Source organism: Prochlorococcus marinus str. MIT 1013, from assembly GCF_027359395.1.
GTDB lineage: Bacteria > Cyanobacteriota > Cyanobacteriia > PCC-6307 > Cyanobiaceae > Prochlorococcus_B > Prochlorococcus_B marinus_E.
Window position 1 is genome coordinate 1,878,836 of sequence record NZ_CP114778.1, and the last position, 22,010, is coordinate 1,900,845.

The window sequence follows — 22,010 nt, forward strand, 5'->3', positions numbered from 1 at the left end:
GTTAATGAATCCCTTTGCCTTTGGGTGAATCTTTTTAGGGAAGTTTGATTTCTAAATTTCATTTTGGAATCGAACTCTTTGCTCTTACTTGTAGTATGAAGAATTAATCTTGATTCTGACCTATAAAGGGTAAATAATCTTATGAAAGGTAGAGAAATTTGGCGCTACCAATAGTCGCAATAATTGGACGCCCAAATGTTGGGAAATCTACATTGGTCAATCGCTTATGTCAGAGCAGAGAGGCCATTGTTCATGATGAGCCAGGGGTAACTCGAGATCGAACTTATCAAGATGGATTTTGGAGGGATAGAGATTTTAAAGTTGTAGATACTGGAGGTCTGGTTTTTGATGATGATAGTGAGTTCCTTCCTGAAATTAGAGAGCAAGCTAATCTTGCGCTTGAAGAAGCCGTAGTTGCATTAGTAATTGTTGATGGCCAGGAGGGCGTTACTACTGCTGATGAATCGATTGCGGAATTTTTAAGGTCTCATTCCTGTCAAACACTTGTGGTGGTTAATAAATGTGAATCTCCCGAACAAGGCTTGGCAATGGCAGCTGAATTTTGGAAGCTTGGTCTTGGTGAGCCCTATCCAATTTCTGCCATACATGGTGTAGGAACAGGTGATCTGCTTGATCATGTAATCACTTTGTTTCCCTCTAAAGATTTAGATGAAGTCAATGATTCTCCTATTCAATTAGCTATTATTGGGAGACCTAATGTAGGGAAGTCAAGTCTTCTTAATTCTATTTGTGGAGAGACAAGAGCAATTGTTAGTTCGATTAGGGGTACGACTCGAGATACTATTGATACTCGAATTACTCATCAGGATAAGCAATGGAAATTAGTTGATACAGCGGGAATACGTAGACGTAGAAGTGTTAATTATGGCCCAGAATTTTTTGGTATTAATCGCAGTTTTAAGGCAATAGAAAGGAGTGATGTTTGTGTTTTGGTTATAGATGCTTTGGATGGCGTCACAGAACAAGATCAGAGGCTTGCAGGTAGAATTGAGCAGGAAGGAAGAGCTTGTTTGATCGTCATTAATAAATGGGATGCTGTCGAGAAAGATAGTCATACAATGTCTGCAATGGAAAAAGACATTCGTGCAAAACTATATTTTCTCGACTGGGCCGAGATGATTTTTACGTCTGCACTTACGGGACAAAGAGTAGAAGGCATTTTTGCATTAGCAACTTTGGCTGTTGATCAGAATAGAAGGAGGATCAGTACGTCAGTTGTTAATGAGGTGCTGACAGAGGCATTAAAATGGAGAAGTCCTCCTACTACGAGAGGTGGAAAACAAGGACGTCTTTATTACGGTACTCAAGTGGCTATTAATCCTCCAAGTTTTACTCTGTTTGTGAATGATCCTAAATTGTTTGGCGAAACTTATCGAAGATATATTGAGAGACAAATTAGAGAGGGACTAGGCTTTGAAGGAACTCCCATAAAATTGTTTTGGAGAGGGAAGCAGCAGCGCGATGTTGAAAAAGATTTGGCTCGCCAACAGCAAGGATCCAGAAAATAGTAGTTTTTTATGGACTGGCTAAAAAAGATTCCGATAGGTCAATATGTCTCTGGCAAATCAAGCTGGCTTCGCCGAATTGATCCTCGGATCAAACTCTCCTGGATCCTTTTGTTTTTAATAACCCCAATTTTAGCAAACTCCATCTGGAGGATTTCAACAGCTTGTGTTCTTTTATTAATTACATTTCTTAGTTTGTTGCCACCACGTATTTGGTGGCGATCTTTGGTGTTTTTATTAGCTTTTTCCTTGATTATTGGATTCTTGTCGATTGTTTTACCTGCGAGTGAAATATCAAGTGAATTGTCTATAAGGGCACCCGATGAAATACCAGGAACAACTGTTTTAGCACAATCATGGGAGATTTTCAGGTTTGGACCATTTAACATCGGAGGTATTTCATTAGGACCATTAATCGTTGATCGTCGCTCCGCAGAATTAGGTATTAAAACTTCGACCCTTATTTTTACTGTTATTCATAGTGTGAATTTGATGTTAATTACAACCCCTCCAGAAGATCTTGTTTGGGCACTAAGGTGGTTTTTTGCGCCTCTAACTGTGTTGGGATTTCCTTTGGAAAAATTCTCATTTCAACTTCTTTTGGCTTTACGGTTTTTACCTTTAGTTCAAGAGGAACTTCAAAACCTCTTTCGTTCAATTGGTGTGAGGGCAATTGATTTTAGTAAATTAGGATTTAAAAGTACATTAGGGTTGTTTATTTCCTTAGGAGAAAGACTTTTGTCAAATATTTTGCTGAGGGCAGAGCAGGGGGCTGATTCTTTAATGACAAGAGAGGGGCTTTGGCTATCATCTCAACAATTGCGGCCTTGCATTGTTATTAATTCTAGATATTTGTTGATTAACTTGACTTCAATTTTTTTGCTTTTGATAGCTATTGTCTTACGTTGTCTGTATGGTACGTCTTAACTAAAAAAATCAAGGTTTGAACGCTGAACGCTATCTAAATCATCCAACTTTTGGAATGCTATATCTAGTGTCACCAGCGAGTAATGGAAGGGATGTGTATGCAACTTTATATGCACAAAAAATATTTTTCTTAGTTACTTTGCAACCTCGTGGAGCAGCCTTTGAAGTTATTCCATATATGGATGCTAGGCATTATTCCGAAATGCATTTGGCTAAATGCAAGAGAGATAAATCGTCTGATATTGCCGTTTGGCAGGAATTATTTAATCAAACTTTTATGTGACTTTATTTGATTTTGACCTCCTCTAATGAATTTAAGTTTATAAAAGATTCTTTACCCAAGGGGGTTAATTTACTTGCAGTAAGCAAGGGACATAATCAAGAATCTATACGTCAAATATATAGTTATGGTCAGTTGGATTTTGGAGAAAGTCGTTTACAAGAGGCTCTTCCAAAAAAAAACGATCTGAATGATCTAAATCAACTCCGATGGCATTTCGTGGGTACATTGCAGAAAAATAAAGTTAGAGGAGTTATTAAAGAATTTGACTTTATTCATTCGGTTGATTCTTTGCCTTTGCTTGAACGAATCTCTAGGATTTCACAAGAAGAAAATAAAATTCCGAATATATTTTTACAAGTAAAATTTAGGGATGATCCAAAAAAGGGTGGATTTTTAAAACAAGATCTTTTGCAAAGTTGGCCCAAAATTATGACTTTGGAAAATATTCATTTAATTGGCGTAATGACAATCCCACCCATAGCTCTTACTTCGTTTCAGAGAAAAGATTTATTTTGTGAATGTAGAAATTTTGCAAATCATCTGGGATTAAAGGATTGTTCGATGGGAATGAGCAACGATTGGCAAGAGGCTATTCAAGGTGGTGCTACTTGGATTCGTTTAGGATCGGTTCTGTTTGGCAAACGTCCAATTTAATTAAATTGTCGAAGATATGAAAAAACTAATAAAAAAGCTTGCCCCTTAAGATAAGGAACGTTATTTAAGTATATGGTTCATCCTTCAATGTTGTTGTAGATGCATCATTGTTGGCTTATCCAACTTTTAAACAAATCATCCCGAGAGGATTAACAGGTGTCGCTTATTTCCCGTCTTCGTGCTGTCGTCGCTGGTGATGACTTTTTAGATAGTGATTTTGATGAGCTCGATTACGAAACAAGTGATGACTTTGAAAATTTTAAAAGAGACAAAAAAGGAAGTGGAGAAATGGCTACCATTTCTTCACATAATCCTTTTGACGGAAGGAGTGGAGTTGCTTCTTCTAATGTGATTGGGATGCCTGGCATCTCAACAAATGATTCTGAAGTTAGTTTGATGGAACCGCGTAGTTTTGATGAAATGCCCAGAGTTATCCAGGCTTTGCGTGAACGTAAAACAGTTATTTTGAATCTCACAATGATGGAGCCTGATCAGGCTCAAAGAGCTGTTGATTTCGTCGCAGGTGGAACGTTTGCTATTGATGGACATCAAGAAAGAGTTGGAGAAAGTATTTTCCTTTTTGCGCCTTCTTGTGTAACTGTAACTAATTCATTTCAAGAGGAAGCTTCTCCTTCAAATATGACTAATAAAGGGACTGATTTGATTTCTAAGGAGTCCTCTCCTGCACCAGAGCCTGCTTGGGGGGAGACAGTAGCTACAGCTCTTTGATCTATTAAATAGATTGGAAATTTCCATAGGTATAATTGGTCTTGGTAGTATGGCTAAAGCCATTATTTCACCTCTTCTTGAAAGAGGTGAATACCAGTCCGAACATGTTTTAGGGATTGTTGGTAGTAGCTCAAGTATTGCATCTACATTAAATGATCTTCCAAAGGGAGTAAGAGTAGTATCCAGTGAAGATTCTTTGTCTAGGGATCTATGGAATGCTCCTCTGAAATTATTAGCTGTAAAACCTCAACAATTTGGCAAAATCAAAGAATATGACTCATCATTTCAATCGAATGATCAGTTTCCCAAACCATTGTTGATCTCAGTTTTAGCTGGCATAACATTGAAAAGTCTTAAGAAAGCTTTTCCTGGTCACACATGTGTAAGAGCGGTTCCAAATACCCCTTCACTTGTTGGGAAGGGGCTTACTGGCTTGTCTTGGGAGGATGATATTACTTTGGATCAAAAAATATTAGTTAGAAAGATTTTTGAACCCATTAGTGAAATTTTTGAATTACAGGAGAGTATGCTTGATTCCTTTTTGGCTTTAACTTCTTCTGGGCCTGCATATATAGCTTTAGTGGTTGAAGCAATGGCTGATGGTGCTGTTGCAGCAGGATTGCCTAGAAAATTATCCAATCAATTAGCTCATAAAACCCTTTCAGGGACAGCATATTTACTAAGAGAAAAAAGTTTGCATCCTGCTGAACTTAAAGATATGGTTGCCTCTCCTGCAGGTACCACAATTAGTGCTCTTCGACACCTTGAACTTGCGGGCTTGAGATCTGCCTTAATTGAAGCAGTTGTTTTGGCAGCTCAGAAGAGTCGTCAATTGGCTGAAGAGGTTTCGAGTTAGATGAGCTAAGTACGTTTGCGTATAGAGTTTCAAGTGAGTCAATATTTTGTTGAAGTGTATATTTCTCTTCTACTCTCAAACGTGCACGTCTACCTAATTCGTGGGTAAGTACTGGTTGATCGCGCAAAACAGGTAAAAGAGTACGTAATTGAGAAGTAACCCCTTCAGTGTTAAGTATTATCCCTGCTCCATTTTTAATCACTTCTCCATCTGCTCCAGCATCTGTCGCAACGCATGCTGTTCCAGTTGCCATGGCTTCGAGCAAGGCGATAGATAGCCCTTCTACAAGACTTGGAAGTAAAAAAACTTCGGCGATTTGAAGAAGAGCGACTCTTTTATTTTGATCAGCCTCGTATCCCCACCAAACCACATTATCTTTTTTATTGAAGATTGAATGATTTTCGAGTGTTGGCCTTAAAGGCCCATCGCCTACTATTACTAGTCGACATCCTTTTGGCTGAACAAACCTCCATGCACGTAGTAAGGCTTCAACATTTTTTTCAGAAGCTATTCTACCCATATAGATAAAGATCCTATCAGAACCTAGCTTTTTCCTTATTCCAAGTTGAAGTTCATTTTGTGAATTATTAGGTTTAAGGGGGTTCCACTTTTTTATGTCAATTCCATTAGGGATTACTTCGAGTCGGCTTTCTTTTACTCCTAGTTTTGCGAGAACTTCTGCTTGCAAATCTGAAAAAACAATCACTTTGTCATACTTAGCTAATGATGGTGCATAAAGTTGGTAAGTAAGTTGCTGTGTATTGGCAGTAAGATTTCTGAGCTTTGAATCGAAAGCTGGGTGAAAAGTTGCGATCAAAGGTAAATTAAGTTGATGACAAAGCTCAGGAAGTCGAAAATCCAATGGAGAAAGAGTAAGACTTGCATGGACTAAATCAGGTTTTAGTCTTGAGAGAGATTCTCTAAGCTCTCTTTGAGCATTTAAAGAAGGGATTGTGTAAACCTGAGATTTAATTAAATAAGGAAGACTTACATCAGGATCATTGGCTAGCAAGGAAGTTTTATTATTCCCATCTCTCATTGGGTTATCAAAGTGAATAAAACTTGTTTGATATCCTCTTTCTCTAAGTTCTTCAGTCGTGCTAAGTCCGTAACAGACGTTCCCGCAAAAAGGTGTTTTTTTGCCTAGCCAGGCGATATGGGTCAAGCTCTAAAAAAACCGGTATTTCAAGCTAGCAGCTATTCTATATTTCTTTTCAAACTATTGTTAATAGTTAAATAATTTATAAACAAGATTTTTTTACTATTAATTCTTTCCAAATATATGTCCCTACTTAGTATTTAGATCATTACTGATTATTACCTCTCTCATCATTTCAAGAGATGTAACTCTTCTTTGTAAATGTGTTTCAATCCAGGTTTCAACAATTTGCAGTAGCTTTAACCAAACATTTTTAGGACCTAATATTTTTCCATTACTGTGAAATGGTACTTTTTCTAGTAATAGTCTTTGAAGTAAAGCAAGTTCAGATGGATTCAGCTCCATTCTTGCATTTTGGATCGTTCCAATTGCAAAACCTTCTTCGGGAATAAAGCTGCACTTCCAGCTCCATTCTCCAATAGGGGGTATTAGCTTCGATCCAGAATGACAACAGTTTTGGAGTGGTAAGCAATATCCTCCTAAAGCCAATAAATGCATACACGATTGAACACTTATTGCTAAAGCTTCTAATGAATCAAATTCTGTTTTATGCAAGTCATTTAATCTATCTAAATGGATTAAAACCAGTTTAAGTAAATCTTTTTGCGGATCTTCATTACCAACCATTATCATAATCAGCTCTGAAATTGCTTGTGCCGCTGAAAGTGTTTCGATGCTTTTGCCAAGATTTCCATAACTCTTAAGAATCCTTATTTGTGTAACTCGTCTAAGATTTTTTTTTCCTACGATGTGTAAATCTAAAAAATTAAAAGGAGATGTTGCTCCAAGCCTACTTTTAGGTTTTCTTGCTCCTGGTATGGCAAGGCGAGATATTCCATTCTCTTCACTAAGTATGGTTAAAAGCCTGTCATTTTCCCCAAGAGGTCCAACTTTTAAAGATAGTCCTTTCACTCTTTGATTAAGACTCATTCCTCCTTTCTCTTTTGTTCTGCGCTAATTTCAAAACCAAAACTTGTACCAATATATGTTGATCCTGCTTCAATGATTTCTATTGCTTGATCAAAAGTTTTAATACCTCCAACAGTTTTAATTGAGCAGCGATTTTTAACAATTTTAGAGACATGATTAGTTTGATTCTTGGTGATAGGTGGACCAAAACCATTACCTATTTGAATTCCAATTGCTCCCGCATCAATTAAAGCATCTATTGCTATGGAAAGTTTTGATGAATTTAAGAGTGTAGTTGCATCAATTATTACTCTTACTGGAATACCAAGTTCACTTATTAGATTTATTTCCTCAGCAAAAAGTTCGACATTTCCTTCTTTTAATGCAAAATAATTTGGAACAAGATCTAACTCTTCTGCTCCTTTCTCGATTGCATACTCGGCTTCTTTTAGTTTGTTGAAAGTTGGGATAAAACCAAAAGGAAAGGCAATTACTGAGATTAATTTTGTAGTACTTTTGCTTCCTAACCTTTCACGTGCAAATGGTAAATGGGAAAGGCTGGTGCATAAACCTGCAAAGCTATTTTGCTTGGAAGCATCACAAATTTGAACAAGCATCTCTTTATCGAAATGAGGATTTAAGACTGCTTGATAAATCACATTAGAAATATTGGCATGAGCTTCTTCCAGGCTGTGTTTACTCATTTGACTTTGTAGTAATTAAATTTTTTCTTGGATTACGCCATATCCTCCATGATTTCTCTTGTATATGACTCGCAAAGCTGATCCTTTTTCCTCTCTAAATAGATAGAAATCATGATCAATCAGGTCTAATTGGACTCTTGCTTGCTCAATGGTCATAGGATCCATATCAAAATATTTGCGTCTTACTCCTGGGCTAGGTAGATGGGGCTCTTTACCTTCAATGAGTGAATGATCTGAGGAAGAAAAATTTTGAGTTTCTTCGTTTTGGACTGATTTCGTTGACTGATTATTATGAACATTATGACTGTTATGTCGCTCTTTGTACTTACGTAATTGTCGTGCAAGTTTATTTGCTACTAAGTCGATGCTTGAATAAAGATTTTCACTTCTTTCTTGGGCTCTTATCACTGTTCCATTTGCAAAAACAGTCACCTCAGCCGTCTGTTGTGGCACGCGAGGGTTTCGAGCGACTGAGAGGTGGACATCAGCTTCTTGCACCATTTCTTGGAAATTGTGAGTTGCTTTATCAATTTTTGTTTTGGTGTAATCACGAAGTGATGGAGTTAATTCAAGATTGCGTCCATGAATAAGAAGCTTCATTCTGTTTCGCCTGAATCAGGGCCTAATAGCAACTTAGATCTAACCCCTCAACTTGCACAATCTTCTTCCGCTTTTCTTTTTGAACCTAAAAATATTGTGCCATTTGAGACTGCGTTAGGTTGGCAGAAGAATTTTCAGAAAAGCCTTATTGAGGAACCGTTCTCACCACAAGCAGTATGGTTTCTTGAACATTTTTCTTGCTTCACTATCGGTCGAGGTAGCGACATGAAAAATTTGTTATTCGATGAAAATAAGTCTCCTTTACCCGTTTTTAGGATTGAAAGAGGAGGTGAAGTAACGCATCACATGCCTGGGCAGATCGTTGGATACTTGGTTTTGAATTTGAGTCGTCACAAAAAAGATTTATTTTGGTACTTGAGAGAATTGGAACAAGTGCTGATTGATGTTCTTGACTTATTGGGAATAGAAGGGAAGAGGATAGATGGCTTAACAGGAGTTTGGTGCAAAGACAAAAAAGTTGGTTCAATAGGAATTGGTTGCAAGAGATGGGTGACTCAACATGGATTCTCACTAAATGTAGATTGCGATCTTATTGGTTTTGAGAAGATAATTCCTTGTGGACTGGATAAAGTTAAATTAGGTAAATTGAGTGATTGGATTCCTGGCATCAAAGTCTGTGACGTTAAGCCTCTTTTAAGTGAATCTGTGAAAAGACGTTTTAAATTGAATTGGGAAAACATATAAATTCACTTTGAATTATTACTAAAAAAAATAAAAATTATTTTTTGGATATGACAAAAACTAACTCAAAAAAAAATATTTTTGCCTCTAAAGATGCTTTGGCTTTTTGGATCCCTAATAGAAAAGAGGAAAAAGCACTTAATAGAAGATCTCAACTTGAGATGATTACTCAAGTTGATGAGATTTGGGAGCTATTAAAAGTTCAGTTGAGAGATGTATTAGCTGTTGATTCTCCGCATACTTTCCACCCAGAAAGCTTTACCTATGAAGAACTTGCGGTAAATATTTCTAAGGCAGCATTTGCTTTTTCTCAAATGGGAGTAGAACCTGATGATGTGGTTGCTCTTTTTGCAGAGAATAGTCCTAGATGGCTTATTGCCGATCAAGGTCTTATGCGGATAGGTGCAACAAACTCTGTTAGAGGTGCGACTGCTCCACCAAGTGAGCTTAGATATATTCTTGAGGATTCAAATGCGGTTGGATTGATTGTTCAAAACTCCGAGGTCTGGGAGAGACTTTCGCTTGATGATGATCAAATAAATAGTTTGAAATTTGTTCTTCAACTTGAAGGTAAAGCTTGTGAAGGCGTTTTGGAATGGGAGAGTTTTTTGAAGAAAGGATTTAATAAAGAAAATGTAAGTAAACGGGAGAAAATAATTGAGAGACAGCCAACAAGAATAGCAACGATTTTATATACTTCTGGAACGACAGGTAAGCCTAAAGGCGTTCCACTAACACACTCTAATTTATTACATCAAATCAGGTCTCTTGCGTGCGTAGCAAACCCTTCTCCAGGAGAGCCAGTATTAAGTGTTTTGCCAATTTGGCATTCATATGAACGTAGTGCGGAATATTATTTTTTTTCTTGTGGTTGTACTCAAACTTATACATCAATTAGGCATCTAAAGGAAGATTTACCAAAGGTTAAGCCAATAGTAATGGCAACTGTTCCAAGGCTTTGGGAATCAATAAAGTTGGGGTTTGAGGACGCTGTTGATAAAATGCCAAGGCTGAGAAAGACCTTGATAAAAAGTGCGATTTCTAATAGTAAGGCATATAAACTGGCACGAAGAAAACTTTATTTTTTGACTATTGATAGTGTTTCTACTTTAGAACAAATTACTTCTTTTATAGAGATGCTTTTGCGTTACCCAATTCATAGAATTTCCTCTATTTACTTATGGCCAAAAATCCTTACCAAGATTTGTGGAGGAAGATTGAGATTCCCAATTAGTGGTGGAGGTGCAATCGCTCCACATATTGATTCTTTCTTTGAAGCTTTAGGTGTTGAATTGTTAGTTGGTTATGGATTGACGGAAACTAGTCCAGTCCTAACTTGTAGAAGACCTTGGAGGAATATTCGTGGAGGTGCAGGTCAACCCTTGCCAGAGACTAAGATAAAAATTGTGGATCCAGAAACATTCCAAATAAAAAAGCTGCGTCAAAAAGGCTTGGTTTTTGCTCGTGGTCCTCAAATAATGTCTGGTTATTTAGGAAAAGAATCAGAATCGAAGAAGGTTTTAGATGCTTCTGGCTGGTTTAATACTGGAGATATAGGTATGTTGCTTGCTGATGGATCTTTAATCCTGACTGGAAGAGCAAAAGATACGATTGTGCTAAGTAGTGGAGAAAATATTGAGCCTGGCCCTTTGGAGGAATGCTTGATTGCAAGCCCATTGATTGAGCAGGCTTTGCTATTGGGTCAAGATCAAAAATATCTTGCTGCTTTGATTGTTCCAAGAATTGATCACGTAAAAGGATGGTTAGCAGAAAGGGGTGTAAATACACAAGTTGTTCTTGGGCTATCTCCTGAAAATCATGAATTAAGACAAGCTCTAAGATTGGAAATGAATAAAGTTTTAGCAAATCGTCTTGTGTCTAGAAGAGAAGAGAGATTATTTTCAATTGCTTTAGTAGAGCCATTTACAATAGAAAACGGCTTGTTAACGCAAACTCTTAAGCAAAAACGTGAAAAAATTATTCAACGTGATTTGAAACTGATAAATGAAATATATGGTTTGTAATTTGTTTGTTTGGTCAATTAAATTGACCAATACTATCTTTTACTGAGAGTCTATAGATAAAATCATAATTTATTGATCAGGTGGACTCAATTTCTATAAAACGTTCAATAACGGTCAGAGCAGTTGTAACACCTTCATGGAAAGAGGAGGCTGAGAGAGAATTAAGTAATGCAATATCAGCAATAGATCAGCAACTTGGTGAATTAGAAAAAGAAGGACAACAAATTGTTGATGGTATTAGACGTCAGAGCTCTAATCCCCTTGACCCAAGAGTTCAAGAGCAAGTAACTCAAGTTCAGAACCAAGTTGCTTCTAAGAGAACAGAATTTGAAGAACAAAAAAGAAATCTTCTGTTACAGCAATCTCAAGTTCGTGAGTTAGAGATGGAACAAATTGTCGAGCAAGGACAAATTGACAGTTTTTGTGATTTAAAAGTTGGTGATAACTTAGTTAGTAAAATGGGAGTGAGTATTTTGGTAAGAGATGGCTTAGTAGAGGCAATTGATCAAGATTGAAGTTTGGTCAATTACAATTTATCCAATAAAGAATTTTTGATATTAAGAAGAAATCCACATAAAAAAACCTATCGTTGTAAGGACACTCATGTAGAACTAACATTGGTATGTATTGATACTTGCAAAGCTTCTAGATAGAAAATTTTGAAGCCTTGCTACAAACTCTCCATAAAGGGAATAGGAACAAATTATGGCCACTCATGACATCTTTATGCCTGCTTTAAGTTCAACAATGACTGAGGGCAAAATAGTTGAGTGGCTAAAAAAACCAGGAGATAAAGTTGAAAGAGGTGAGTCAGTTTTGGTTGTTGAGTCAGATAAAGCTGATATGGATGTTGAGTCTTTCCAAGATGGCTTTCTTGCCTCGATTGTGATGCCCGCTGGAAGTTCTGCTCCTGTTGGAGAGACAATTGGATTGATTGTTGAGACAGCAGATGAGATCGCAGCGGCTCAAGCTAATGCACCTTCTCCTTCTCCTTCTCCTCAATCAGCTAGTCAAGAAAAAGAGAGTTCATCGCCTCAAGTTCAAGAAAAACAATCCTCTGTTGACTCTCCTAAAGCAACAGTAATTACAAAGACATCTCCTGCACCTCTTGTTTCAGAAGCCACTGTTAATCAGTCTCAGTTTTTAAATGATGGTCGAATAGTCGCCTCGCCAAGAGCAAAAAAACTTGCTTCTCAAATGGGAATCGATTTGGCAACTGTTAGGGGGTCAGGACCTCATGGACGGATACAAGCTGAGGATGTTCAAAGTGCAAAAGGGCAACCCATAAGCGTTCCTTGGATTGCTGAAAGTAATGCTCCAGCAAAAATTGTTTCTGACATGCCTCGCATAGAAAAAAAATCTGTTGACTCGGGTAAGCCACCTGCTCCAGGAAAAAGTTTTGGATCCAGAGGAGAAACAATTGCATTCAATACCCTTCAACAAGCTGTAAATCGGAACATGGAGGAAAGCTTAAATACTCCTTGTTTCAGAGTCGGTTATTCAATTCTTACTGATGAATTGGATGATTTTTATAAACAAGTTAAACCTAATGGAGTAACTATGACTGCTTTACTTGCTAAAGCTGTTGGTTTAACTCTTGCTAGACATCCCCAGGTGAATGCAGCTTTTAGTTCTGAGGGGATTGCCTATCCTTCACAAATAAATGTAGCCGTTGCAGTTGCGATGGAGGACGGAGGGTTGATAACTCCAGTTCTGCAAAATGCTGACAAGACAAGCCTTGCTGATTTATCCCTTCAATGGTCAGATCTTGTTAAGCGTGCTAGGAGTAAGCAATTAGAACCCCAAGAATATAGTAGCGGTACTTTTACGCTTTCTAACTTAGGCATGTTTGGGGTTGATCGCTTTGATGCAATTCTGCCTCCAGGGACAGGAGCAATTTTAGCTGTTGGAGCTTCCTTGCCTAAAGTTGTTGCTTCTAAAGATGGTTCAATCTCAATCAAAAAACAGATGCAAGTAAATCTTACAGCTGATCACAGGGTGATCTATGGTGCTGATGGAGCATTATTTCTGAAGGATTTGGCTTACCTAATTGAAAAAAATTCTAATAACCTTTTATCTTGAGATTTAATTAGTCGAACAAAAAGTGGTTTTTTCTTACTTTAATCTGATTTGATGTGTTAGATCAAAAAGATAATCTTTTAAGCTCATATAACTATGATTTACCTAAAGATTTAATTGCTCAATCACCTACTAAGTGTAGGCATGATGCAAAATTGATGATTGTTAAAGAAGGATTAGAGGATTCTTTAAATCTTATGCACGCAAAGATCTTGGACTTGAAAGATAGCTTGAAGGCTGGTGATCTTTTAGTTGTTAACAATACCCGTGTTATTAAGGCGAGAATAAAAATTCGATTATCAGGGGGAGGTTTAGGTGAATTGTTACTAATGGAACCTAGAGAAAATGGCCAATGGCTTTGTTTAGGTCGTCCTGCTAGGCGTATGAGAAGAGGTGATCAATTATGGCTGGATAAGTCTCAAGATAATTCTTTATGTTTAAAGGTTGTTGATAAAGATGAGAGTACAGGTGGAAGAATTATTCAATTCCCTAAAGAGTTTACTAGTAGGAAGGAAATGGCAAGTCTACTTGATTTGTATGGTGAAGTCCCATTACCTCCATATATAGATAAAGATAAATCTTGTGAGCATGAGGAAAGATATCAGACTAGATATGCTTCGAAGCCAGGTGCTATAGCTGCTCCCACAGCGGGTTTACATCTAAGTGATGAACTTATAGAAATTTTAAAAATCAGAGGTATTAGGATTGCACAAATTACCTTGCATGTTGGTCTAGGAACTTTTAGAACATTAGAGAATGAAGACCTATCTCAACTTCATTTACACAGTGAGTGGGTAGAGGTTACTGATGAGACCATAAGAACGATAAATAATTGCAAGGAAGGTGGGGGAAAAGTTTTTGCTGTTGGTACTACAAGTGTTAGAGCTCTTGAAGCTGCTTACCTTTCCGGTGGAGGCAACTTGAAACCATTTGAGGGAAAAGTGAACCTTGTGATTAAACCAGGATTTAAATTTTGCGTAATCGATGGATTGCTTACTAATTTCCACCTTCCTAAGAGCTCACTACTACTCTTGGTTAGTGCTCTTATTGGTCGAAAGCGTATGTTGAAGCTATATCAAAATGCGATTAGTAAAAAATATCGATTTTTCTCCTATGGAGACGCGATGTTGATAACACCGGAGTCAATTGTATAAACTTAAAATTAGGCTAATAATGGTTCTTTAATAACTCCTGTAGGAACATTCTCAAACATTATGGATGAAATATATCTTTCAGCAAGGTCAGGTAGAACTACAACGATTGTCTTTCCTGCGAATTCTTCTTTTTCGGCTAGTCTTACGGCTACAGCGGCAGCTGCACCACATGAGATGCCAACAAGTAAACCTTCTTCTTGTGCTAACCGCAATGCCATTGCAATAGACTCATCATTAGAGACTTGCTCAACTTGATCAACTACCGATAAGTCAAGGTTTTTAGGAATAAACCCAGCTCCAATACCTTGGATTTTGTGAGGACCAGGCTTTACTTGTTCTCCATTGAGGGTTTGTGTTATCACTGGACTATGACTGGGCTCTACGGCAACAGATAATAATGAATGATTTTTTTCTTGCTTAATGTAACGTGAAATACCTGTTATTGTTCCACCTGTCCCTACGCCAGAAACTAAAACATCAATTTGTCCATCGGTATCATCCCAAATTTCAGGACCAGTCGTTTTAAAATGTATTTCTGGGTTAGCTGGATTATCAAATTGTCCTGGCATGAAGTACTTTTGAGGATCGCTATCTGCTATTTCCTTCGCTTTTGCAATGGCGCCAGGCATCCCTTTTGCTGCTTCAGTAAGTATTAATTCAGCACCAAGAACAGCCATCATCCTCCTACGTTCAATTGACATGGACTCAGGCATCGTGAGGATTAATTTGTAACCTCTAGCAGCGGCTGTATAAGCAAGGGCTATTCCAGTATTTCCAGATGTTGGTTCAATAATAACTTTATCTTTATTTAGTAAACCTTTCTTTTCAGCATCCCAGATCATATTTGCTCCTATTCTGCATTTGACACTGTAGGCAGGGTTACGGCCTTCTATCTTTGCAAGTACTGTTGCGTTTGCGTTTTTTGTGATCGAATTAAGTTTGACCAATGGTGTATGACCAATAGCAAAACTATTGTCTTCATAGATTCTTGACATTTTTAAAATGACTTAATTAACTGATACTCTAAATCTATATAAAAATCTCGTTAAGTGGTTATTTAGATAATCTTTATTAGTGATTTTTTTATATTACTGAATTAAATCTTGACCATAATTCATCTTCATTTTCTAGTCCTACAGACACTCTTAATAAGTGTTCCGAGACCCCGCAACTTTCAGCCCATTTTAATTCTTTGAAGTGAGCCAACTGAACATATGGACAAACCAATGTAAAATTTGTACCTAAACTTGGTCCTTTGCTTACTCTTAATGAATCATAAACTCTTTTTGATTCTTCAATTCCTCCTTTAAGTTCAAACGATAATAGACATCCATAACCTCCTCCTTCTTTTAATAGCGAATTAAAATTTTTACAATATTGTGGATGTAACACTTTTGAAATTTCTTTTTTTGTTTCTAATTTTTCTTTCAGCTTTAAGCAAGAAATGTTTAACCTTCTTAAGCGATCCTCTACGTCTCGACTAGTTTTTTCAAGCTCGATAGCATCTGAATCAGATAGGGTAGATAATGCAACTTTTGGAATGATCTCAGCTAATTCCTTTTTCCATTTGGAGTAAGGACTTATGACAGTACTGCCAGCAAGAATATCTCCTCTCCCAGCAAAACTTTTTGTAAGTGAGCTAAAAACCACATCTGCATAAGGAGTAAGATGAACGTTTAGAGATGAACCGATGGTGTCGTCAACGATGATTGGGATGTTTTTATCTTGCGCTAATTTTGAAATAGATATCAGGTCAACACATTGCAATAGAGGATTACTAGGTATTTCTATGATTAATGCTGCTGGATTCTTTTTGTCTAGTTCTTCTTTTATATGACTTAATGTTGTTTTGACGATGAGATCGCCTCCTTGGAAAATAATTTGAGGGAGTTTAAGCACATCAACATATGGGAAGCCTATTTGAAGCGTCGAAGAATTTCCTTTGATACATTTTATCGCTGAAAGAATAGTCGTTAAGGCAGCCATTCCTGATCGATGTAGTCGTATGAGACTGCTATCGCAATTATATATAGTTGCTAAATGATTACGGATTTTACCTCGAGCGCAATGACCATCTGAAGTGGCGGGTTCTCTCTCTCTTCCAAGGGCAATTGCAGCTTCGCGTGATGATAATCCAAGACCAGTATGTTGCCAGAAGGCTTTTGCTGAAGGAGTACTCTTTTGGTCAACAATTAAACATGAAATACCAAGAAAATCTTCTATTTTTGAAGAACAATCAGAATTTTTTCGATGACAATATTTTTGAGCATTCAAAGCAGAAGCTCTATTGGGATAAGGCCAACTACTCTGCTGTGATTCACCATGAAATTCAAGTGATTTACGAGCCACCTCAGCAACAAAAGGGTTAAACCCAAATCTAGGATAAATTGCTTTTAATGAATCTATACAGGCTGGAATCTTCTCTTCGTAGGCGATTACATCTTCCCATCTGGGTAATGCAACAGATACGGCATGTGGCCTGTTCGGTAGAGGCTCTCCTAAATCTTTAGCACTCCAGCAAGGATCATTGAGTAAATTTCTTTCAGTCAAGAGATGTTTCCCAAGGCTTGATTTAAATCAGCACCCAAGTCCTCAATATCTTCACATCCGACGGAAAATCGAATAAGTGAATCAGTAATTCCAATCTTTAATTTGGTTTCTTTGGGAACTGATGCGTGAGTCATTGTCGCTGGGTGGCAAACAAGGCTTTCAATCCCTCCGAGACTTTCTGCCATTTTGAAGTAATGAAGACTTTTGCAAAATGAAAAAGTTTGGGCTTGAGTTGCGTTAACAGTGGCAGTAACAATTGCTCCTCCCAGAGTCATTTGCTTTTGTGCTAATTTACATTGTGGATGATCACTCCTGAAGGGATATCGAACTGATTTTATTGCTGGATTGTCGGCTAATTGATTAGCTATTATAGATGCATTATTTATTTGTCTTTCTAAGCGAAGTGGAAGAGTTTTTATCCCCCTAGTAATAAGCCAGCAATCAAAAGGAGAAGGATTTAAGCCAAGAGCTTTTTGGGCGAAATTTAGCTTGTCTTTCCATAAGGTATTGTTTGTGCATACCGCACCTCCAAGTGCATCTGAGTGACCATTGATATACTTTGTCGTGCTAGTTAAAGATAAGGTCGCGCCAAGTTCAAGAGGTCTTTGTAATAGAGGTGTTGCAAAAGTATTGTCTACAACAACAGGAATCTGCATTTTATTTGAGACATGACAAATCCCTTCAATATCAATAATTTTAAGGAGTGGGTTGGTCGGACTTTCGATCCAAATCATCGCGGGTTTGTGATTTGAAATGACTTCTTGAAAATTGGGCTTGGTAAAGTCTATCCATTGAGTTTTTAATCCAAAACGATTAAAAACTTGTTCAAATAATCTCACCGTACACCCATAAAGGTTCTCCTCACAAAGGATTAAGTCTCCAGCCTTAAGAGAGGAGACTATTGCTGTAATTGCAGCGACTCCAGAACTAAATACACTTGCAAACTGACATTCTTCCAGATCAGACAAAACTGATTCAAGAATTCGAAAATTTGGATTTCCCGAACGAGTGTAGTCAAAGCCACCCTCATTACCATGAACGAACGTTGAGGTTGGGAAGATTGGAGGCATTATTGATCCAGTCTCTTCAGAAAAATTTTCTTTGTGATGAATGACTCTTGTGTTTACCCCAGCGCTGAACTTCTTCTCTCTATTTACTGAGCCCATATCCTTTGAGTTGTTTTCTATAGGTTATAGAAAAACATGAAAAAGCCCCTAAAAAAAGGGGCTCCATAATTAAATTTAATGAGAAATAAGCTATGTGTAGTTTTATACCTTTCTTGAGTAATACATAAGTTCAGCTATGGCAGTTAAATCAAAAGAAAATTAGGTTGGACTTTAGTTTGACTGAATATTCCACAGATCGCACAATACACGCGAAATTAATCTGATTGGCTATCCGTACAAACTCATTATCACGATTATCTTGTTTAGGAGCGAGCATTAAAAAAAACTAAGAAAACCAAATTAGTTTGCGATGAATCTATTCGAAAGTATTTTTCATAATCAAGTCTTGATGACTTTCCTGATTGCATCAATATGGATCGTTCCAGGTTTTGTATTTAGCAGAATGACAAATCAAAAATCCAAGCGAAGAGAACTTGCAAGACAAGCTAAGAGAGTGTCAAAACTTTATCCTTCTTCTTAGTTTGAGAAAGGTCAAAAGTAATAGTACATCTTCCTAAAAAAAAATTGCGAGCTTAATCATTTATCAATGAGCTCAGGATATCTAGCAAAAGCCCCTTACGAGATTTGTATAATCCAAGTATTTTTCTAATTGACTTATAAAATAAACTAATAGGTAAAAATAACCCGAACTGGTTAGCCCTCCATCGACCGACCTATGAGAAAAAAGAACTAACTTCTATATTAATTGCAACCTCATATAAGTAACTAGAAAACGATTAGCTATGCACGCAATAACTAAAATTACTGCTACTAAGCTGTTGCTTCTTTTTAATCTGCCAGCAATCCTTTTATTGGCCGGGGCTTTCGAAATTGGTTCTTCTGTACTTGCATAATTATTACTTCATTTCAAGAAAGATTTAATGAATCAAAAGTTAAAAAGTATACTCCTCTTTTTGTCGTTGGAAAGCTAGCCATTTTTACAGGGTTTCTTCTTTACATGATGCAGGGGTAAGAAATGACAACATAAGAAAGAATTAAAGCTGCTGAACTACGAATTAAAGAACTACAAACTCTTCTTCAATACTTGAAGAACGAGAAGTGAAATCTATTAAGAAGTTTCCCCAACACTGAAAATTTTTTGATAGGTTTTTTAAGAATTTAAGTTACTTTTACCACTCAGAGTCTTCTAGAAGATTTGAATAATCGTTGTAATCAAAAAACAGGTCTTCCTCTAATACTTCTTCCAGAGTGATTCTATGGAAATAAGTCATGCTTCACCTCGAAAAGGTGAGTTGTAATAAGCTTTGTTGACTGTATAAAGTGTGTAAAGAGATACAGCGATCCCTAAAAAACCTACAACTAAGATTGGAGAGAATGATGGAAAATCATAAGTAGGAATTGAAGTCATAATGATATAAATGATGACTGATATGTTCTAAAGCATCTGCATGCTTTTTGATTGAGGCTTGTACGACAAATTTTTACGCTTAACACGACAAAGGCTAAGGATCAAAAAACTCAGTAAGTGATAAATCATTTCTTTTTAACAACGCAAAAGTTGTACCCTTGTAACCTTTGCATATACGTAAGTCGGGAGATAATACAGTTGTATCTAGCCAACCTTTTTGAGTCTTTTTTATTTCTGATAGGAAACTAATCTTTTTACCTAGTAACTTTGGACCTATTATTCCTGCTTTTTTAAAGCTAACGTTTATACGTTTCTGATCAATGATTTCTAAGCTAGCAAGAATGTTAGTAGAAAATAGCTTTCCGGCAAAACCTTTTGGTCTTAATAAATTTAGTCCTCTACTTCTCTTTGGCTCAAGTATCTGTAAGTTATCTAATAGCGGTGAATAATTTAAAAGAGGTGAGTTAGAAGTACTCCATCTAAGTTCCCATACACCTGTGAGCAGATCAATTTGTTTTGTTATGTCTACAGAGGATTCGCTTTCAGATAGTTTTATGAGCTCTACGATCTGATTTGATTTAGGGGTATGTTCAAGAACTTCTATCAATTTTGATACTGCATTCATGATTATTGTTTGTTTAAAACCTACAGTTGTTCGATATTTATCTGGTTGACATAAAGAACGTGTGGCTGGTCTTTACTCCCCTCACTTGCTTGAATCCACTCTTTATACTCTTCTGTTAGAGCTTTTTTATCAAGCCCATCAAGTTCCATTAGTCTCTTTGAAGCATCATTCATTGTTACTTCAAGAGTTCTTTTCAAGCTGATAGTTGGAATTTTCATACAAAGTTACCAATTAGAGAGTCAGCTAAAAAAGTGCAAACAACAAAAGCGAAAGTCATCGCTAGTGGTTTTTGAAATAAATCATTAGAAGAGTTCATTGGATTTTTTTAGTAGTGACCAATTGAGCTAACGAAGCATGCTAAAGCTCCGCAATAAATAAAAAACAAACTCATTTCTAATGGTCTGCGACTAAAAAATGAGAGGTAGAAAGTAGTTGATTTCATGTGGGTAGCTAAAACAATTTAAAATGATTGTTTGCTTTTTTCTTTGCTGCTTTTTGTATACGGCAAAGCTCAGTAATCTCTGGTTTAGGGATGCTGAAAGGGGTAAACAATTTCATAAAAATCTCCCTTTTACTCTTCAGTTTTAAGGCATTTGAAAGTTATGTAGATGTGTAGAACCCCCTAATAAAAAGTCGTACTTTTACTACAACGCACTACCTTCATAGCTTCTTATTATTTGAGAGTTTTTTGATCAACTATGTTCACGCCATATCACTCAATAATGTTTGGGATACTGTTAATAGTTAGTTCTACCTCAATTTTTAAAATGTCTGCAGCAGAACCTAGTTAGTCACAACAAGTTTAACAAATATTAATTAGCATCATTTTCACTTGTCCTTACTTATCTAGACATGAGTAGGACAAGAAAACTAAATACATTTAATCATTTTTTAGTTCCAATTCCGGAAAATGCGAAACAGCTTTCATATGCAGAAAGGGAATCAATGGGTAAAAGAATTCTATAATTGTCTTATGTTTATAGTTAACCGAACCATTGAATCTCACAAAACTCATTTGATTCTTTGATCGTATATGTATTCGATATAAATTAATGAAGAAATTAATTCCGTTATTACTCCTTTCATCTGCAACTCTTTACTCCACGATTGGTTCAGTGCCTATTAATGCTATGGGCTGCAATTCATCTGCCAACAAAGCCGAAGTGGTTTGTGCTGAAGGTGATATTGATTGTGAAAACAAACTAATAGAAGATCGAATCAATTAAAATGTCAATTCACACTCCTGATTTTTACGAATCAATTGTCGAAGCCTGTCAGCGTGTTGAGCTCTGGGGGGTTGAATTACCTTCTAATACTCCTACTCAGTTAGAAATTGATTTTAATCTTAATAATGCTTAGCCAATTAATTGTTGTTTGTTCAGCGGGTTTGCTTGCCCTGGGTGGTATTTGGGTATTGATTTCTGGTTTTGATGATGACGATAATGATGGAGATGGCATGACTTACCCAGAGTTGCAGGGATTGGGGACTTAGTCACGGAAATAATCTTTTTTTAAAGGTCTACTTAATGATGCTTTTTCTCATAAAGTGAAAGCAAAAGAAAAGTCCCTTATGGCTGATATTAAATTAAATTCTGATTCAGATGATGTAGGAACCAAATTCAAGATCATTGGAATTTCAGTTACATTGGGTTTAAATGCAACCGTTTTTATTTGGTATTTTTTCTTTTCAGGTCTTACCTAAGCCTTGTCTTGAATCGATTATTTGTCTATAAGATATAGAAGGGTGATTTAAAAATGTGGTCAAAGAAATTACTATCTACGAAACTTTTGATGGGTCTAGGTTTGACTCTCTTCACGAAGCCAATAATTACGAAGATCGTTTAAAGAATCAGGCTATAAGATCGTTATGCAATCACGACTATGACGAATGGGAAGACTATATGTTCACTTTATCTAAGGAAAACAGCTAAAAAAGGATTTCATTGCTCCACCGCTCAACAGAATTAGGAGTTATGCCGTAAAAAGCACCAATC

General features: G+C 36.8%; 25 protein-coding genes. 15 read left to right on the forward strand and 10 right to left on the reverse strand.

The genetic code is table 11. The features are described from left to right. Positions 1-158: 158 nt before the first annotated feature. The 6 genes from der to proC all read left to right on the forward strand — a co-directional run bounded on the left by der (position 159) and on the right by proC (position 4,975). Entirely contained in the window at positions 159-1,529 is a 1,371-nt protein-coding gene (gene der, locus O5633_RS10660) for a ribosome biogenesis GTPase Der (RefSeq protein WP_269609685.1), read from the forward strand. Positions 1,530-1,538: 9 nt separating this feature from the next. Then, positions 1,539-2,453, forward strand: coding sequence for an energy-coupling factor transporter transmembrane component T family protein (locus O5633_RS10665; protein ID WP_269609687.1), 915 nt, complete (start codon positions 1,539-1,541; stop codon positions 2,451-2,453). 16 nt (positions 2,454-2,469) lie between these two features. Further along, positions 2,470-2,736: a PipX family protein gene (locus O5633_RS10670; protein ID WP_269609688.1), complete on the forward strand. Its 267-nt coding sequence runs from the start codon at positions 2,470-2,472 to the stop codon at positions 2,734-2,736. Positions 2,737-2,742: 6 nt separating this feature from the next. Further along, positions 2,743-3,390: a YggS family pyridoxal phosphate-dependent enzyme gene (locus tag O5633_RS10675; protein WP_269609690.1), complete on the forward strand. Its 648-nt coding sequence runs from the start codon at positions 2,743-2,745 to the stop codon at positions 3,388-3,390. 156 nt (positions 3,391-3,546) lie between these two features. Further along, the gene (locus O5633_RS10680) at positions 3,547-4,119 is read left to right on the forward strand and encodes a cell division protein SepF (RefSeq protein WP_269609692.1); all 573 of its coding nucleotides are present in this window, start codon (positions 3,547-3,549) and stop codon (positions 4,117-4,119) included. Positions 4,120-4,132: 13 nt separating this feature from the next. Continuing rightward, positions 4,133-4,975, forward strand: coding sequence for a pyrroline-5-carboxylate reductase (gene proC / locus O5633_RS10685; RefSeq protein ID WP_269609693.1), 843 nt, complete (start codon positions 4,133-4,135; stop codon positions 4,973-4,975). On the opposite strand, the gene O5633_RS10690 is transcribed toward proC, so the two are convergent. The 4 genes from O5633_RS10690 to hpf all read right to left on the reverse strand — a co-directional run bounded on the left by O5633_RS10690 (position 4,866) and on the right by hpf (position 8,347). After that, positions 4,866-6,140 (reverse strand): glycosyltransferase family 4 protein, encoded by a 1,275-nt coding sequence (locus tag O5633_RS10690; RefSeq protein ID WP_269609694.1) that lies wholly within the window; start codon positions 6,138-6,140, stop codon positions 4,866-4,868. The two genes, proC and O5633_RS10690, sit on opposite strands and share 110 nt — an antisense overlap. Positions 6,141-6,263: 123 nt before the next feature. After that, complete coding sequence (gene recO / locus O5633_RS10695) at positions 6,264-7,064, reverse strand: DNA repair protein RecO (protein ID WP_269609695.1); 801 nt, start codon at positions 7,062-7,064, stop codon at positions 6,264-6,266. Next, positions 7,061-7,747 carry a deoxyribose-phosphate aldolase gene (gene deoC / locus O5633_RS10700; protein ID WP_269609696.1) on the reverse strand — a complete coding sequence of 229 codons (687 nt, stop codon included), beginning with the start codon at positions 7,745-7,747 and terminating at the stop codon, positions 7,061-7,063. The genes recO and deoC overlap by 4 nt, the downstream gene beginning before the upstream one ends. A gap of 15 nt (positions 7,748-7,762) precedes the next feature. Continuing rightward, positions 7,763-8,347 (reverse strand): ribosome hibernation-promoting factor, HPF/YfiA family, encoded by a 585-nt coding sequence (hpf, locus tag O5633_RS10705; protein ID WP_269609698.1) that lies wholly within the window; start codon positions 8,345-8,347, stop codon positions 7,763-7,765. Here hpf and lipB point away from each other — a divergent pair. The 5 genes from lipB (at position 8,330) to queA (ending at position 14,306) form a co-directional block, all read left to right on the forward strand. Next, a complete protein-coding gene (lipB, locus tag O5633_RS10710) occupies positions 8,330-9,052 on the forward strand; it encodes a lipoyl(octanoyl) transferase LipB (RefSeq protein WP_269609699.1) in 723 nt (240 codons plus the stop codon). The two genes, hpf and lipB, sit on opposite strands and share 18 nt — an antisense overlap. 47 nt (positions 9,053-9,099) lie before the next feature. Beyond that, positions 9,100-11,073 carry an AMP-binding protein gene (locus O5633_RS10715; protein WP_269609700.1) on the forward strand — a complete coding sequence of 658 codons (1,974 nt, stop codon included), beginning with the start codon at positions 9,100-9,102 and terminating at the stop codon, positions 11,071-11,073. A gap of 80 nt (positions 11,074-11,153) precedes the next feature. Beyond that, positions 11,154-11,588 (forward strand): YlqD family protein, encoded by a 435-nt coding sequence (locus O5633_RS10720; RefSeq protein ID WP_420063616.1) that lies wholly within the window; start codon positions 11,154-11,156, stop codon positions 11,586-11,588. A 190-nt stretch (positions 11,589-11,778) separates the two neighbouring features. Continuing rightward, positions 11,779-13,155, forward strand: coding sequence for a dihydrolipoamide acetyltransferase family protein (locus O5633_RS10725; protein WP_269609702.1), 1,377 nt, complete (start codon positions 11,779-11,781; stop codon positions 13,153-13,155). Positions 13,156-13,208: 53 nt separating this feature from the next. Further along, complete coding sequence (gene queA / locus O5633_RS10730) at positions 13,209-14,306, forward strand: tRNA preQ1(34) S-adenosylmethionine ribosyltransferase-isomerase QueA (protein ID WP_269609703.1); 1,098 nt, start codon at positions 13,209-13,211, stop codon at positions 14,304-14,306. Positions 14,307-14,314: 8 nt separating this feature from the next. Here the strand turns inward: queA and cysK are convergent, their stop codons facing one another. The 3 genes from cysK to O5633_RS10745 form a co-directional block, all read right to left on the reverse strand. Continuing rightward, a complete protein-coding gene (gene cysK, locus O5633_RS10735; protein ID WP_269609704.1) occupies positions 14,315-15,301 on the reverse strand; it encodes a cysteine synthase A in 987 nt (328 codons plus the stop codon). Between the two features lie 88 nt (positions 15,302-15,389). Then, a complete protein-coding gene (locus O5633_RS10740) occupies positions 15,390-16,856 on the reverse strand; it encodes a PLP-dependent transferase (protein ID WP_269609705.1) in 1,467 nt (488 codons plus the stop codon). Next, a complete protein-coding gene (locus tag O5633_RS10745) occupies positions 16,853-18,022 on the reverse strand; it encodes a trans-sulfuration enzyme family protein (RefSeq protein WP_269609706.1) in 1,170 nt (389 codons plus the stop codon). The genes O5633_RS10740 and O5633_RS10745 overlap by 4 nt, the downstream gene beginning before the upstream one ends. Before the next feature lie 310 nt (positions 18,023-18,332). Here O5633_RS10745 and O5633_RS10750 point away from each other — a divergent pair, with 310 nt between their 5' ends. Beyond that, positions 18,333-18,503 (forward strand): hypothetical protein, encoded by a 171-nt coding sequence (locus tag O5633_RS10750; RefSeq protein WP_269609707.1) that lies wholly within the window; start codon positions 18,333-18,335, stop codon positions 18,501-18,503. A 747-nt stretch (positions 18,504-19,250) separates the two neighbouring features. Here the strand turns inward: O5633_RS10750 and O5633_RS10755 are convergent. From O5633_RS10755 to O5633_RS10765, 3 genes are all read right to left on the reverse strand, one after another. Continuing rightward, entirely contained in the window at positions 19,251-19,391 is a 141-nt protein-coding gene (locus O5633_RS10755) for a hypothetical protein (protein WP_269604600.1), read from the reverse strand. Between the two features lie 94 nt (positions 19,392-19,485). After that, complete coding sequence (locus O5633_RS10760) at positions 19,486-20,016, reverse strand: PAP/fibrillin family protein (RefSeq protein ID WP_269609708.1); 531 nt, start codon at positions 20,014-20,016, stop codon at positions 19,486-19,488. Between the two features lie 20 nt (positions 20,017-20,036). After that, complete coding sequence (locus O5633_RS10765; protein ID WP_269609709.1) at positions 20,037-20,234, reverse strand: hypothetical protein; 198 nt, start codon at positions 20,232-20,234, stop codon at positions 20,037-20,039. Positions 20,235-21,068: 834 nt separating this feature from the next. On the opposite strand from O5633_RS10765, the gene O5633_RS10770 reads away from it, so the two are divergent. From O5633_RS10770 to O5633_RS10780, 3 genes are read left to right on the forward strand one after another with little or no spacing between them, the layout of a single operon-like run. Then, positions 21,069-21,242 carry a hypothetical protein gene (locus O5633_RS10770; protein ID WP_269609711.1) on the forward strand — a complete coding sequence of 58 codons (174 nt, stop codon included), beginning with the start codon at positions 21,069-21,071 and terminating at the stop codon, positions 21,240-21,242. Between the two features lies 1 nt (position 21,243). Further along, positions 21,244-21,375 carry a hypothetical protein gene (locus O5633_RS10775; protein WP_269609712.1) on the forward strand — a complete coding sequence of 44 codons (132 nt, stop codon included), beginning with the start codon at positions 21,244-21,246 and terminating at the stop codon, positions 21,373-21,375. After that, on the forward strand, positions 21,368-21,508 hold the full coding sequence (locus tag O5633_RS10780) for a hypothetical protein (protein WP_269609714.1): 141 nt from the start codon (positions 21,368-21,370) through the stop codon (positions 21,506-21,508). Before O5633_RS10775 ends, O5633_RS10780 begins: the two co-directional genes overlap by 8 nt. Positions 21,509-22,010: the final 502 nt, after the last annotated feature.